Here is a 13,496-nt window from a genome sequence, read left to right as displayed (position 1 = left end):
AACTGATACCTGTAGCTTGCAAATCGAAAATTCTGATGTATCATCCGTACCTCGCAGATGTGTGTTTAATGTTACTATCGGCGGGCATTCTGACTCTGAGGCTAGATTCCACGTCTCATCACAGTTGCGGGACAGTGCCGGATTTACACCGAACTTTCCCCCTTGCGTCTGATGGCTTTCCATCAGAACCGATCGCATCAAAGTAGCTTACCACTTTATTCACATTTACACTACATTTTTTCAAATTTGGCGATCGCTAGAATTTTACACCCTCAATTAATAAGAAATATTCTTACTAAAATGGATGTTATTTGAGCATTAAAGCCACTTCCTTAGCAAAGTAAGTCAAAATCAAATCAGCACCCGCTCTTTTCATACTGGTTAAAGTCTCTAAAATCACCTTTTTCTCATCAATCCAGCCATTTTGAGCCGCAGCTTTAATCATTGCGTACTCACCGCTAACGTTGTAGACAGCTACAGGTAAATTCGTGTAATCTTTAACTTGGCGAACGATGTCTAAATATGCTAAGGCAGGCTTTACCATAACAATATCTGCACCTTCGGCTATATCTAAAGCAACTTCTTTGATAGCTTCTCTGGCATTTGCCGCATCCATTTGATACGTCTTTTTATCGCCAAACTTGGGTGCCGAATCTAATGCATCCCGAAATGGTCCGTAATATGCGGAAGCGTATTTTGCAGAGTACGCCAGAATTCGCACATCGATGTAACCTTGTGCATCTAATGCTTTGCGAATTGCCCCGATTCTACCATCCATCATATCAGAAGGTGCGACCATATCTGACCCGGCAGCGGCTTGAGAAACTGCCATTTTCACCAGAACTTCTACTGTAGGGTCGTTGAGAATTACGCCGTTTTCATCAACGATGCCGTCGTGACCGTGGGTAGTAAAAGGGTCAAGGGCAATATCGGTAATTACTAATATCTCTGGCACAGCTTGCTTGATTGCCTTGACTGTTCGTTGTACTAAGCCTTCTGGGTTGTAACTTTCTGTGCCAGTGTCGTCTTTGTTAGCTTCTGGGATGACGGGAAATAAGGCAACGGCATTTATCCCCAAATGATAAACTTCTGCTATTTCTTTGAGCAACAAATCTAAAGTATATCGGTAACACCCAGGCATCGAAGCGATTTCAACTTTCTGTTCCTCTCCTTCCATCACAAACATGGGATAAATTAGGTCATCGACAGTCAGCGTAGTTTCCACACAGCACCGACGTAGGGTAGCAGTGCGACGCAGACGACGGGGACGATGAATTGGGGTGGTAGTAGTGATTTCTGATGACATGGGATTGGATGCGTGATTTTTGCTTGAGTATAATGATAATCGTTATCATACAATATTTTTGGTTTTAGTTAGCAGCATGAAATAAAATAGAAGTAATTTTGATGCCATTCACGCTTAACCGAACAAGATTATGGCAGTACGACAACCCCGCTACAGCAAAGAAGAATTTGCGAGACGCGGTGATGAAATCTACTTTTCGAGCGTGCGATCGCGCATTTGTTGCAGGCAATCATGGTAAGATTGTGGCGATCGACATTGAGACGGGTGCATGGTAAATCGACATCAATGAAGTCAGTGCCTCGATGCGTCTTGAAGCTCGGTGTCCAGATGCACAAATCTGGTCCCTTGAAAATTGGCGATCGCTATGTTCGTCGATGGGCGTGCAGGTCGCATCTACAAAGAAGGATGATTGTTGGAAATGTGAATGCACAATATGTACAAATTTGCTGCGGCTGACGAGAATGAGATGATTGTATTCGGTGCAGCGAAGCCTGGAAAATCTCAGCAGCAAGTTTCTGATTGGATTAACTTTATGAAGCAACAAGGCATTCAACGAGTTTGTTGTTTGCTTTCAAATTCTCAGTTGGCTCGTTATGAAAATCTGCTAGAGATATATCAGTCTGAATTTGGTATGGAGCGAGTATGTTGGACACCAATTGAGGATTTCCAGCTTGCTGAGTTGGAAACTTTGACTAATAAAATCTTACCATTTTTAGCCATAGCAAATCAAGAAAGTGAGAAAGTAGTTGTCCATTGTTCTGGTGGAGTTGGACGCACGGGACATGTACTTGCTGCTTGGTTAGTCTACAGTCGAGGGTTATCTAATTTTGATGCGATCGCGTCTGTGAAGCGGACTGGGAGAAATCCTGATGAAGCTGTGATTGTGGCTTTGCTAATAGGTCGAAATCCGTGGAAAGTTAAAAGGAAACTCAACGCACTTTTGGATAGTTGTCGTGACGCTATTTATAGCAGTTCTATTTGATTTGTGAAAAAAGGCTTTTGAGAAACGAACCGCAGAGGACACAGAGAAGCCAGCGCGTTGCGGGGGTTCCCCCCGTTGTAGCGACTGGCGCGGCACAGAGGAAGAGGAAGGAGAGAGTTTCACGCTTTTATTTAGGATTGCTATAGGTGTTTGTCGGATTTGCACTGTTTACGTGTTTATCTAATTTTAAATTGCTTTAATTTTGTTGACTGCAAAACCTTTGCTTTGCCCGTAGCGCACAGTTTTGAATTCGACTTGATTTGCGTTTGGGTTGTAGAGGGTGTAGGTTGCTTCTCCAGGAGTGCGTCCTACGTTACCTACGCCAATAATTTGACTTTGGGTCATTTTTATGGTTTTACTATAAGCTTGACTATCGAGGGTAGTAACTGCTGTGGTGATGGAACCTGCTTGTAGTTGGTATTGAAAGGATAAACCAGAACGACCACAGAATAAGTTATTGGCTTGCATTCGGGACAGGCGATCGCACATAATAATTGGCGAAGTTTCAGGTGTTAATTTTTCGCTCACAGATACGCTTGTTCCGTGAATTAATAAACAATCCAATTCAAAGAAGCCAAAATCTAAGTTTCTAATCCATTGCACTGTCTGACGTGAAACAGATTCCCATAATAGTTTTACCGTTTCTCCTCCATATTTCTCTAACAACTCAGTCGGTTCTCCATTAGCACCAAGACCGTGTAAAATTAAACATTGCTCTTCCCACCATCCCTTACAAACGAGAGGTTCTAATTCTCCCCTGAAGGGTTTACGCACCCGTTCTACCAATTTTTCAGATTCTGGTGTTGGTCCGACTAAATCACCAAGAATATACAATGCTTCATAAGAGCGACTTTGACGTTTAATATCTGCCAGCACAGCTTCATAAGCCGCTAGATTACCTTCGATTCCACTTAAAATCGCCCATTTCATATTATTTTGATAGTTGATAGTTGTTAGTTGTTAGTTGATATTTGTTGATGGTTGATGGTTGATAGTTGATATTTGTTGATGGTTGATGGTTGATAGTTGATAGTTGATGGTTGTTAAAATACTACTTACCCATTACCCATTCCCCATTCCCCATTCCCCATTCCCCATTACCGATTACAAACATGAGTCGGATCGTCAGCTTTTTCTGCATATTCTAAGCCTTGCGCTAAACGCCATGCGAAAATTGCTGGTAAGCCTTTTCCGATAATCGCTGCACAAGTTTTTTGGTAGTCGTAAGGAACTTCTCGCAGGGTTACTTGTTGAGATTCGGTGTCATAAATTACATAAGTTGCCAAACATCGCCCATGTCTGGGTTCTCCCACTGAACCAACGTTGACAATTCGCTTTAAAGGTGCGTTAAAACTAATTTCCTGTTCTTTGCCTTCACTTTTAACACGAATTTGTAAGTTTCCCGCATCTAAAGTACGGACATAAGGAACATGAGTATGACCGCAAAATAGTACATCTGCCCCTGAAGAAAGTACTCGTTCTAATGCTACAAGTGAACTTTTGCACCACGAGAAATGGCACCTACAGCCAAGTGTCCACTGGTTAACCCACCACCGACGATTAATACTTTTTCACCCGTTAAGGTTAACTTGCGTAAATCTACGGGGCTTGAGTGGCAAAGTCTATCTTCAGGATACGCTGACTCAATTTGGTTTACCCAATCGGGTATCTGAATTTTAGCGCTATTGGTTGCCAGTACCACCCGCCGCACAATAATTGATTGTCCATCTTGCAACCACAAACGCAAGCGAGGATGAATTAGGTGAGGCAAAGGTTCAATGCGAGTTACCAAACCGGGAATTACTCGCTGTTGCAATGCAAAGCGCTGAATTACATCCTGACAAAAATCTGCAAATAGCTGAGTTCCCGGTAAATCATAAGGTACGTGTAATTCAGTTGAGCGATTCTCAGCAAATTTACGCAAGCCAAAATGATTTGGGTCGGGATGATGAACGGCAGGCGATTGCCTTCGGCACGTTTCACGAACGCAAATGGGGAATTTCCAAAGCCGCAAATTGATGTTGCCACCGACTCATCCACTTACCACTAGGGTCAAACACGAGAAACTTACCCTGCATAGTTTGCCGCTTTTGCAGCAAGTGAGTTACCAATGTTAATGCATGAAGACCAGCACCGATAATTGCTAAGTCAATTTTATTCGGTAAGGACGGCGGAGTATTTTCCATTTGTAGATAATGATAATCATTACAAGGTTATACTAAACATTCGTTTAGTAAAGAGTGAATTTTGCTATTATCCAGATGCTTACCAATCAAAACCAATTGATTTTTCGGCTGAGTTTTCCATTCATCTGCATCTAATTGATAACGCGATCCGCTAAGTTGAAAAATATGTCTTAAGTTGCTGTCGCTGAACCAAAGTAGACCTTTAGCACGAAAGACATTTTGCGGCAAATGTTCGGTGAGAAATGTTTGAAATTTGTGGATATCAAAAGAGCGATCGCTTTCAAAAGATACAGATACAAATCCATCATTTTCTAAATGATTGGAGTGATGGTGATGATGATGCTCATGGTCATGATGATGATGATGCTCGTGAGTATCTTCTGACACTTTAGAAGTATACTCATCTATTGGAGTCAACTCCACATCTAAAATTAAAGGTAACGCTACTTCCCCATATCTAGTATGCAAAATTCTGGTTCCCCCTTTCACATCCTGAATATAAGCTTCTAATTCCTCCAACTTTTCTGGAGTTGCGATGTCAGTTTTATTCAGCAGAATTACATCTGCATAAGTTATTTGTTTTAATGCTGCATCACTTTCGTAATGTTCTGGGGTAAACGCCTCGGAATCTACCACAGTTATGATAGAATCGATTTTAGTTAAATCTCGAAGTTCTGTACCGAGAAAGGTAAGGATAATCGGCAGTGGATCGGCAATACCAGTCGTTTCAATCACTAGATAATCGATGTTATCTTCTCGTTCTAGAACTCGATAAACAGCATCAACTAAGCCATCGTTAATTGTGCAACAAATACAGCCATTGCTCAGTTCTACCATATCTTCATCCATTGATACGAGCAACTGACTGTCTATATTAATGTCCCCAAATTCGTTGACGAGGACGGCAACTTTTAAGTCATGCTTATTCTTGAGAATTTGGTTAAGCAGCGTGGTTTTACCACTACCTAAAAATCCTGTAATAATTGTGACTGGCATTCCCTGCTTAGGAATGTCGAGTACTTCAGTATCAGTTTGGGTTTTAATCGCTGTGTTAGTCATATTTCCTGCTTTTTCCTTTAGGTGTAGTGAGTTAAATTTGTACTCTGGAAGTGATAAACGAGTCTTTTCATCAATCGCTTGTTGCAAAAGCGAATGCCGAACTTTAATGATAACGGTTATCATTGTAACTAAAAAACCGCAAATTGTAAAATGATGTAAATATGCGATGTTTAGGGTAATAGCGATCGCTTTATGCTAGGGATTGCTAAAAAGTTGCGATCGTTTTAGATGAGACCGAAGTGCAATAGACAAACGTCGTGGAAAACAATTATGCGTTGCCCGAATTCCTTTGTAGGGACAATTCATGAATTGTCCCTACGACTTTTATGTCTAATAGAGCGTGTCTATTCATTTTGCCGCACGTCGCATATTATACTTAGTAGTCTTGTAGGGTGCTTTCTTCAGAGCCTAACGCACCATCAATAGCTCTTGGTGCGTTACGGACTTCGTCCTCGCACAACGGACTCTAAAGGGGGAGGAACATCCACACTCCTTTAAGCCGGACCCTACGTGTATTTCAAAAATCTATTAATTTTCAAAGCACGTCGCATAGCATATTATACTTAAATTGCGTTTGCTTGTGAAAGAAAAAATAAGTTGATGTGGGTGCAAGTAATTTCCAAACAATTTGCTAATTTTTAATAATAACAAAGCAATAATATTGAACTAACAGCTAATAGATAATAACTATATAGTTTTAAAACTAATAGCTATTAACTATTAACTGTTGGTGATTAGCGATCAGGTAATTGTTCGACTTCTGAGCCATCTTTATTTATAATCACGACCTGACGCTGGCTGGGGTCAAATCGATAAGATTGTTGTTGCATAATAGTTTTATTTTCGCGCGGATCGAAGTTACGGCTAAATTTTGTGTTTAAAGTGTTGACACGTACTTCCATCAACTTGACTTCAGTGCCAATTTCTCTTAATTTGTCTTGCTGTAACCAATGGTAAGGCAAAAGTTGTACCAAGGCAGATGCTGCGGCGACTGAAATGACAACATTAACCCCTATTTTTACCGTAGTTTCCAATGCCATTACCTGATAAGAACGTTGTCTTAGATGTCGGCGTGGTCTTGGAGCAACCCGACGTTTTTGTATAGGTTCTAGTGGGGGTCTGGAAGGTTGAAATGCATTCATAGTATTAAAAATAACCTCGCGCTCTGCTGTCATACTGACCGTAAAAATCTAACCAAGACTAATTACGGTTTTATTTAGCTGTCATATTACTTCATTTTTTCGAGATTGCTACACGTATGTTAATAGTTAAAAATAAACCTGGCAAACGTAAGTAGTCAGTTGCCGACAATCCACGGTATCAAGCCGCAAGATGGAAACTGCTTTCGTACTGCCAGGATTATTAGCTTTTTGATACTTTGCCTGGGATGGCAGATGGGGATATTAGCGATTAGGGATTAATGATGAAAAATTTATGGTATTTTTTCTTAATCCCTAATTTACAGTCCCAATATCAGGCAACTTAAGATTTGTAAAGTTCTGTTGTTAAACGCAAAGCCAGAATCCCTGTAAACAGCGCCACAACTAGAGCTATGTAGACTTGAACATCTGATATATGCATCTCTATCGAATCCTCCAAATAGAATCGGAATTTTGATCGGTTCGTTTACTACTTTTCCCTGTTTTGCCAAGATTGGGGAATAACTTGTTACAAAAAGTAGTCAAAAGTCAAAGGTCAAAGGTCAAAGGTCAAAAGTCAAAAGTCAAGCTTTTTTAGAAAAAATTAATATATGTTTTATCTGGGTATCGATTTTGGGACTTCTGGTGCTAGGGCTGTGGTGATTGACTTTGAAGGGAATATACTTTCAGAGGTGCGGTATCCTTGGGAAATGTCAAATCAAGGTAAGACGACTTGCTGGCAAACGGCTTTGTTTACCTTGTTAGAACAAATCCCCTCAGAATTGCGCCTTAAAATAAAGGCGATCGCCATCAATGGAACTTCCTCTACCGTCATGCTGTGCGATGCCGCTGGAAAGCCCGTAGACGCACCGCTGTTGTACAATGATGCGCGGGGTGCAGTCATGCTGGAACGCTTGCAAAATGTCGCACCCGCAAATCATACCGTATTAAGCGCTACTTCCAGCTTAGTTAAACTTCTGTGGATGTCTTTACAACCATCTTTCACAGAAGCTAAATATTTCATGCATCAGGCAGATTGGCTGGCGTTTTTATTGCATGGGGAGTTGGGTATAAGCGATTACCACAACGCTTTGAAGTTGGGTTATGACGTGGAAAATTTTCGATACCCGGAATGGCTAGAAGAACTGCAAATACCAATTCATCTACCAAAAGTAGTAACTCCTGGGAGTGCGATCGCTCAATTACTTCCAGAAATTGCGGCTAAATTCGGTTTAAGAGAAGATTGCTTAGTATGTGCTGGTACAACTGATAGTATCGCCGCTTTTATCGCCAGTGGTGCAAAATTACCCGGTGATGCGGTGACTTCTCTGGGTTCGACGCTGGTGTTAAAGCTGTTGAGTCGTACTCGCGTTGAAGATGCAAGGTATGGAATTTACAGCCACCGTTTAGGGGATTTGTGGTTAACTGGGGGTGCTTCCAATACTGGGGGTGCAGTGTTGCGGCAATTTTTCACGGATGCTGAGTTAGAAAAATACAGTCGTGAAATTGATTTAGAAGAAGAAAGCGGGTTGGATTATTATCCGTTGTTGAAAATTGGCGATCGCTTTCCAATTAATGACCCGAATTTACCACCGCGATTAGAACCGCGTCCAGATAATCCGGTGGAATTTTTACATGGGTTGTTGGAAAGTATGGCACGAATAGAGGCGCGGGCGTATGAATTATTACAGCGGCTTGGAGCAGATAAGTTAAAGCGTGTTTACACCGCTGGAGGTGGTGCGGCAAATGACACTTGGACGGCGATGAGAGCAGAATGTTTGCAAGTTGACATGCCGTATTCGGTAAATACGCAAGCAGCCTATGGGACAGCGCTTTTAGCGATGCGAGGAGTGGAGAAAGTTAAAAGTTAAAAGTTAGGAGTTAGGAGTTTCACTCGTTCCCAGGCTCCAGCCTGGGAACAGATTCTTAGAGGCTCTGCCTCTAGCATACAGGAGGCAGCAGCCCACTTGTAGGCATTCCCAGGTGGAACGTGGGAACGAGAGAACGAGAGTATCTTTCTACTTGCGTTATTCACCTTGATGAATTCGCTGATAAACTAAATCGCGTAAGATATTAGCGTGTTGATTCGTAATTGACGAGTGCAAACTTCGCAGAGTCATCCGCACTAAAAGATTTTTCTGATGAAGTTGGATACCCAAGCGATGAATTGCCTTTTCGGGAAGTTGTTGATAGTCAGTTTCGCTTAATATTTCCACTGACTCTAATAGTTCAGCATCATTACCCAACACCTCAATTATCTTTTCACAAATGTCTTCTAATTCAGTATCTCTCCGGGTGACAATCGACATATCTCGGTTGATAGTGGGTTGATTGGACACCAAACAATAGGGTTCCAGGTTCGTCATTTGGTTAGCAATTTGGGGATGGGTGCTTCGCAATAAGCGAATGTCATCTATCCCCTTTATTAACATCGCCAAACGATCTAATCCCCAACCTGATGCTAAACCGTTGTAACCTGGTTGCAGTAAACCTGGGTGAACTTCCCCACATTCTCCAACTTCTAACCAGTTACCATTAACTAACACCTCAATTTCTACACCATTGCGAGTGTAGGGGTGTGCGGTTTCATTCAAGCGGTAAGTTACGTTTGGAAGAACTGCATAAAGAATGCTTTCGATGAATTTAACTGTAGAGACGTTACATGAGTTTATCAACCAAACATCCATTTGATGCGGTTCACCCACATGGCGTTTATCCACCACATCGCGACGATAACAGATACCTGGGTGGATAATCAGTTGTTCCCCCTTTAAATGGGGAAGTAACTCTGGTATGATTGCACTGGTGTGAGTTCTTAACAGCCTACCATCACTAAGGTAGCGCGTGTATTTTGGGGAACGAGACAAACTTTCAGCAGGGATATAAAGCTTGTCGAAGTTATTGGCGACTGTGGTGATAGGAGAAGATTGCCAAATTGTTGGTTGTGCATATCCGGACGCTTGAAGAACTTCGGCTATTTTGTAGACGATAAGATTTATGACATGAATGCCATTTGCCGGGTTCGTCAAGTCCGGTTTTAGAAGTCCAGGTGGTTCATTTTTTGCCTCTCGTTAAATGTTTTTGTATTATAACTATACTACATGCGCTTATTCAAAATTCCTAAATTAACGTGAATATGGCTTTTTAATAGCCTGGATAACTTGGATATGGTGCAGATGAGTAGTAAATTGTAGGTTAAATAAAAGAGTTAGCTCGAATAAATATGCTTGAATCACATTTTATTTAATTTGTCAAGCTGAAATTTTTGTTTCACAACCATCTCTTTCTATTTTCCTTTATTGAAATGCATCTACTGCTTCTTGTCGCTGCTACATCGCTTATTTGACACAGTTGCGAAGCGTGCGATCGCCTATATCAACCCCATCATCAGAAATGCGATCGTACAGAGTGCCCACCTTTCCTTTCGTCGGGCATCTCGCAGCCCCCAAAATTAATCTTTCTCAAAATGCCTAATTACTTTCTCCTAAAGGTGTTTTCCAGCAAGCAAACCGGAGTTTGCTTATTCATTTGGCTTAAATGCTTTCTCATTTTAGTGTTTTCCGCAAGCAAACCGGAGTTTGCTTATTCATTTGGCTTAAATGCTTTCTCATTTCAGTAATTCGCGCATTTATAACAACGATCGCTTGTAGCAAAAGCCGTTGTAGATTTGCCGGAATTCTCTCAGGCTGATCGTACGGATATTTTTTAAGGTAAAGAATGTTAACGGTACTATGTTACAAGGTGTATATTATGGCGCGTAGAAAAAGAAGCTCTCCGGTGTTAGAAAAAGCAGTGCGGCGTGCGGCTGGTATGAACTCAATTGAGCGAAATTTAGATGTGGGCAATGGACTCACTCTAAGAGCTTTCTCAACTCTAATTGAGACGATGCGAACTAAGGAGAACGCATACAACAGCGCCCTTTCTAACGTGGATAAATTGTACAGTGAAATGCTCCAAACAGAGCGTGAATTGGGAGATATGACAGAGCACATGCTGATGGGAGTTGGTGCTAAATATGGCAAAAGCAGTATAGAATATGGCATGGCGGGAGGAGTTCCTAAGACCCAACGCCGCAAAGGACTGCGAGGTGAGTCTTCTAGTTCACAGCAACCGTCATTTATTGCCAGTGTAGACGGTAACAGAAATGGAAACAAACGAGTAGCGACAAGCTAGGATGCACACTATGACACAAATTTTGTAAAGTGCAAATCTTGCGTAGGCGAGCTTTTCGTAGACATCGCTTTGATGAGAAGCTGTAATTACGCACTTGGCGATCGCACAAAGTATCAGCGATCGAAGTGCGTAATTAGTGAGTATTGGGGTTTAGGGCATAAATAAATCAGTGATTCTCGAAATATGCTTAACTCAAAGGGTACTAATAGAGAAATGTGGTAATAATTAATCCAAGTAAGCTCTGCTCTTGAGTCTCCTACATGAAAAAGCTGCTTAAAAAACCAGCATTTTTAGCTATTAGTATTGCGATCGCTACCCTTATCGTTGGCTATATCAGCAACCAATTACCAGCGCTGAAAGATTTACTGCAAGCAAAGAATTCCCAGGATGTTGCAAAAATCTTCGCTGAAAACAAGATTGCGATCGCTGCTTTTATTATCATCGGGCTGGTGTTTATCTGGCTCACCTACCAGCAAATAAAGCAACAACCGGAAGATGCACCTGCAAATATCGATCCGACAATTCGTCCCAGGTTACTCGAAGCGGAAGCAACCAAGGTAAAACAACGGTTGGACGATTCCTTGCATAATTTGTTGATGCTGGATTTGATGCGGGAGGAACAACCCCAACAAGTTGGTAGAAAGCCGTTACAAACTTTGTATACAGTCTCGGTTAACAATACTACGAGTCAGCCCCAGGTACTCGACAAGATGGTGGATGTATTGCGACGGGGTGATATTAGCGGACGTTTATTAATTTTAGGGCAACCGGGAGGCGGAAAAACTACGACTTTGTTGAATTTGGCAAAGGAATTACTCGATATAGCCAAACAGGACAACAATCAACCGATAGCGATGATTTTTGAGCTTTCGACTTGGCGGGATGATAGTGTGAGTATTTTAGATTGGATGATTTTGCAAATCAAGCAGGAATATAACCTCGCACCAGGGATAAGTCGGGTTTGGTTACAACAGGGTGAGATTTTACCGTTGTTGGATGGGTTGGATGAGTTGGGTTTGGAAAAACAGAGAAAATGTATTCGAGCAATTAATCAATATTTGCAGGAAGATGCAACGCGGGATTTAGTGGTTTGCTGTCGGGAGGAGGAATATCTTGCGGGGGAGGAAATACTTTCGAGGTTACATGGTGCGGTATGTTTGCAAGAATTATTAGATGGACAAATTCAAAATTATTTAACTCAGTTGCAGCGAGGGGATTTGTGGCAAAGTATTCAAAATAATGCGGAGTTTTTGGAGTTGGCAAGGACTCCTCTGTTATTGTCGATGATGTTGGTTGCCTATCAAGGAAGGGCAATACAGACGAAGGAAGAATTATTTGATGCCTATATTGAGCGTAGATTTGAGTTGTTGCCTGTAGGGAAAGGGGAACCACAGCGCAAGAAGATTATGCATTTTTTGGTGTTTTTAGCGAAACGATTGCGAGGAACACAAACGGAGTTTTTAATTGAGAATATGCAGCCGAATTGGTTGCAGAATCGTCGGCAAAGATTGATTTTTGGGCTGATTTTTGGGCTGATTTTTGGGCTGATAGGGCTGATTATTGGGCTGATTTCTGGGCTGATTTTTGGGCTGATAGGGCTGATTATTGGGCAAAGTAGTATTGAAATGGTGGAAACAATTCAATTTTCATTTACAGTTACGACATTCATAAAATTTATTAAAAGTTTTATTGGTTGGCTGATTATAGGGCTGATTTTAGGGCTGATTATAGGGCTGATTTCTGGGCTGATTTATGGGTTGATTTTTGGGCTGATTATAGGGCTGATTTTAGGGCTGATTTTAGGGCTAATTTCTGGGCTAAAAGGAGAGATTGTAAACAAATCAATTCCCAATCAAGGTATTAGGGCTTCTGCTAAAAATATGGTTGTGCTGACAATTTTATTTAGCTTTATTTTTCTCTTTGGACAAATTTGGTTAAAACCATTTTTACTTCAATTTATTTCAGCAACTGAAGTCACTATAATTTTAAGTGGTTCTCAAGCTTTGATAGTTGTTCTGGCATTTTTGTATGGTGGTGGACTTGCCTGTATACAACATTTTTCCCTCCGCTTGGTACTTCGGTATAACCACTACATTCCCTGGAATTATGCCAAATTCCTTAGTCGTGCGGCAGAACGTCGGATTATCCAACAAATCGGTGGTCGCTATCGTTTTATCCACCGCTTGCTACTCGACCACTTTGCTGACATGAGTATTTAATCATCTTGATAAAAAGACAAAATATACATATGAATAAATTGATTAAGTTTAGTAAGAACGAACCGCCCTTTGGGTTCGCCAGTCCCCCATCGTGACGGAAACCGCCTTCGCTTTTAGCGTCTCCCCTTGGGAGAAGACGGGGGCTGGACTCACCAAGGTGCCAAGAGCGCCAAGAGAAGATTAGAAGAGGATAATGCGTTTGATGCCTTGTTTGAGGATGGGGACGTTGAAGTTGATGAGGAGGGCAAGGGGGTGTTTGGTCATTTTCAGGTAGGACATTACTTGAGATTCGTGGATGGGGGCTAGGTTTTGAACGGCTTTCAATTCAATAGACCTCTTGCACTCATTCCCTAATACCCCACCCCCAACCCCTCCCCGCTTGCGGGGAGGGGAGCGTTTGCGCTCTTCAAATGCGGGGTGGGGTTCTTTATT

General features: G+C 41.7%; 12 protein-coding genes, 2 pseudogenes and 1 riboswitch. Of the genes and pseudogenes, 5 read left to right on the top strand and 9 right to left on the bottom strand.

What is annotated here, in order from left to right; genetic code table 11:
* Window positions 1–62 precede the first annotated feature (62 nt).
* A riboswitch (cobalamin riboswitch) is annotated at window positions 63–208 on the bottom strand.
* A 99-nt stretch (window positions 209–307) separates the two neighbouring features.
* The gene (hemB, locus tag PI95_RS19220) at window positions 308–1,306 is read right to left on the bottom strand and encodes a porphobilinogen synthase (RefSeq protein ID WP_039737395.1); all 999 of its coding nucleotides are present in this window, start codon (window positions 1,304–1,306) and stop codon (window positions 308–310) included.
* A 101-nt stretch (window positions 1,307–1,407) separates the two neighbouring features.
* On the opposite strand from hemB, the gene PI95_RS19215 reads away from it, so the two are divergent.
* Complete coding sequence (locus PI95_RS19215) at window positions 1,408–1,581, top strand: hypothetical protein (RefSeq protein ID WP_163519006.1); 174 nt, start codon at window positions 1,408–1,410, stop codon at window positions 1,579–1,581.
* 158 nt (window positions 1,582–1,739) lie between these two features.
* Window positions 1,740–2,288: a protein-tyrosine phosphatase family protein gene (locus tag PI95_RS19210; RefSeq protein ID WP_039737394.1), complete on the top strand. Its 549-nt coding sequence runs from the start codon at window positions 1,740–1,742 to the stop codon at window positions 2,286–2,288.
* A 186-nt stretch (window positions 2,289–2,474) separates the two neighbouring features.
* On the opposite strand, the gene PI95_RS19205 is transcribed toward PI95_RS19210, so the two are convergent.
* The 6 genes and pseudogenes from PI95_RS19205 to psaM all read right to left on the bottom strand — a co-directional run bounded on the left by PI95_RS19205 (window position 2,475) and on the right by psaM (window position 7,114).
* The gene (locus PI95_RS19205) at window positions 2,475–3,218 is read right to left on the bottom strand and encodes a metallophosphoesterase family protein (RefSeq protein WP_039737393.1); all 744 of its coding nucleotides are present in this window, start codon (window positions 3,216–3,218) and stop codon (window positions 2,475–2,477) included.
* 167 nt (window positions 3,219–3,385) lie between these two features.
* Window positions 3,386–3,784: pseudogene (locus tag PI95_RS19200) on the bottom strand (metallophosphoesterase family protein); the annotation flags it as partial.
* A pseudogene (locus PI95_RS19195) lies at window positions 3,778–4,474 on the bottom strand (FAD/NAD(P)-binding protein); the annotation flags it as partial. The pseudogenes PI95_RS19195 and PI95_RS19200, both read right to left, overlap by 7 nt.
* Window positions 4,475–4,501: 27 nt before the next feature.
* A complete protein-coding gene (locus PI95_RS19190; RefSeq protein WP_052324692.1) occupies window positions 4,502–5,533 on the bottom strand; it encodes a CobW family GTP-binding protein in 1,032 nt (343 codons plus the stop codon).
* Window positions 5,534–6,267: 734 nt separating this feature from the next.
* Window positions 6,268–6,675 carry a slr1601 family putative cell division protein gene (locus PI95_RS19185; protein WP_039738222.1) on the bottom strand — a complete coding sequence of 136 codons (408 nt, stop codon included), beginning with the start codon at window positions 6,673–6,675 and terminating at the stop codon, window positions 6,268–6,270.
* A gap of 340 nt (window positions 6,676–7,015) precedes the next feature.
* Window positions 7,016–7,114: a photosystem I reaction center subunit XII gene (gene psaM / locus PI95_RS19180; RefSeq protein WP_163519007.1), complete on the bottom strand. Its 99-nt coding sequence runs from the start codon at window positions 7,112–7,114 to the stop codon at window positions 7,016–7,018.
* Window positions 7,115–7,283: 169 nt separating this feature from the next.
* On the opposite strand from psaM, the gene PI95_RS19175 reads away from it, so the two are divergent.
* Complete coding sequence (locus PI95_RS19175; RefSeq protein ID WP_039737392.1) at window positions 7,284–8,543, top strand: FGGY-family carbohydrate kinase; 1,260 nt, start codon at window positions 7,284–7,286, stop codon at window positions 8,541–8,543.
* A 156-nt stretch (window positions 8,544–8,699) separates the two neighbouring features.
* On the opposite strand, the gene srmL is transcribed toward PI95_RS19175, so the two are convergent.
* Window positions 8,700–9,701, bottom strand: a complete 1,002-nt coding sequence (srmL, locus tag PI95_RS19170; protein ID WP_039737391.1) for a PheS-related mystery ligase SrmL — start codon at window positions 9,699–9,701, stop codon at window positions 8,700–8,702.
* A gap of 721 nt (window positions 9,702–10,422) precedes the next feature.
* Between srmL and PI95_RS19165 the strand changes: the two genes are divergently transcribed.
* On the top strand, window positions 10,423–10,845 hold the full coding sequence (locus PI95_RS19165; protein WP_039737389.1) for a hypothetical protein: 423 nt from the start codon (window positions 10,423–10,425) through the stop codon (window positions 10,843–10,845).
* Between the two features lie 260 nt (window positions 10,846–11,105).
* Window positions 11,106–13,064, top strand: coding sequence for an NACHT domain-containing protein (locus PI95_RS19160; RefSeq protein ID WP_052324634.1), 1,959 nt, complete (start codon window positions 11,106–11,108; stop codon window positions 13,062–13,064).
* Between the two features lie 180 nt (window positions 13,065–13,244).
* On the opposite strand, the gene PI95_RS36050 is transcribed toward PI95_RS19160, so the two are convergent.
* A partial coding sequence (locus PI95_RS36050) for a GxxExxY protein (RefSeq protein ID WP_236117113.1) occupies window positions 13,245–13,496 on the bottom strand: 252 nt, incomplete at its 5' end.

Source organism: Hassallia byssoidea VB512170 (assembly GCF_000817785.2).
GTDB classification, from domain to species: domain Bacteria; phylum Cyanobacteriota; class Cyanobacteriia; order Cyanobacteriales; family Nostocaceae; genus Hassallia; species Hassallia carrinoi.
Note: the sequence above shows the minus strand (reverse complement) of the source record. Positions and strands in the feature narration are given on the sequence as shown.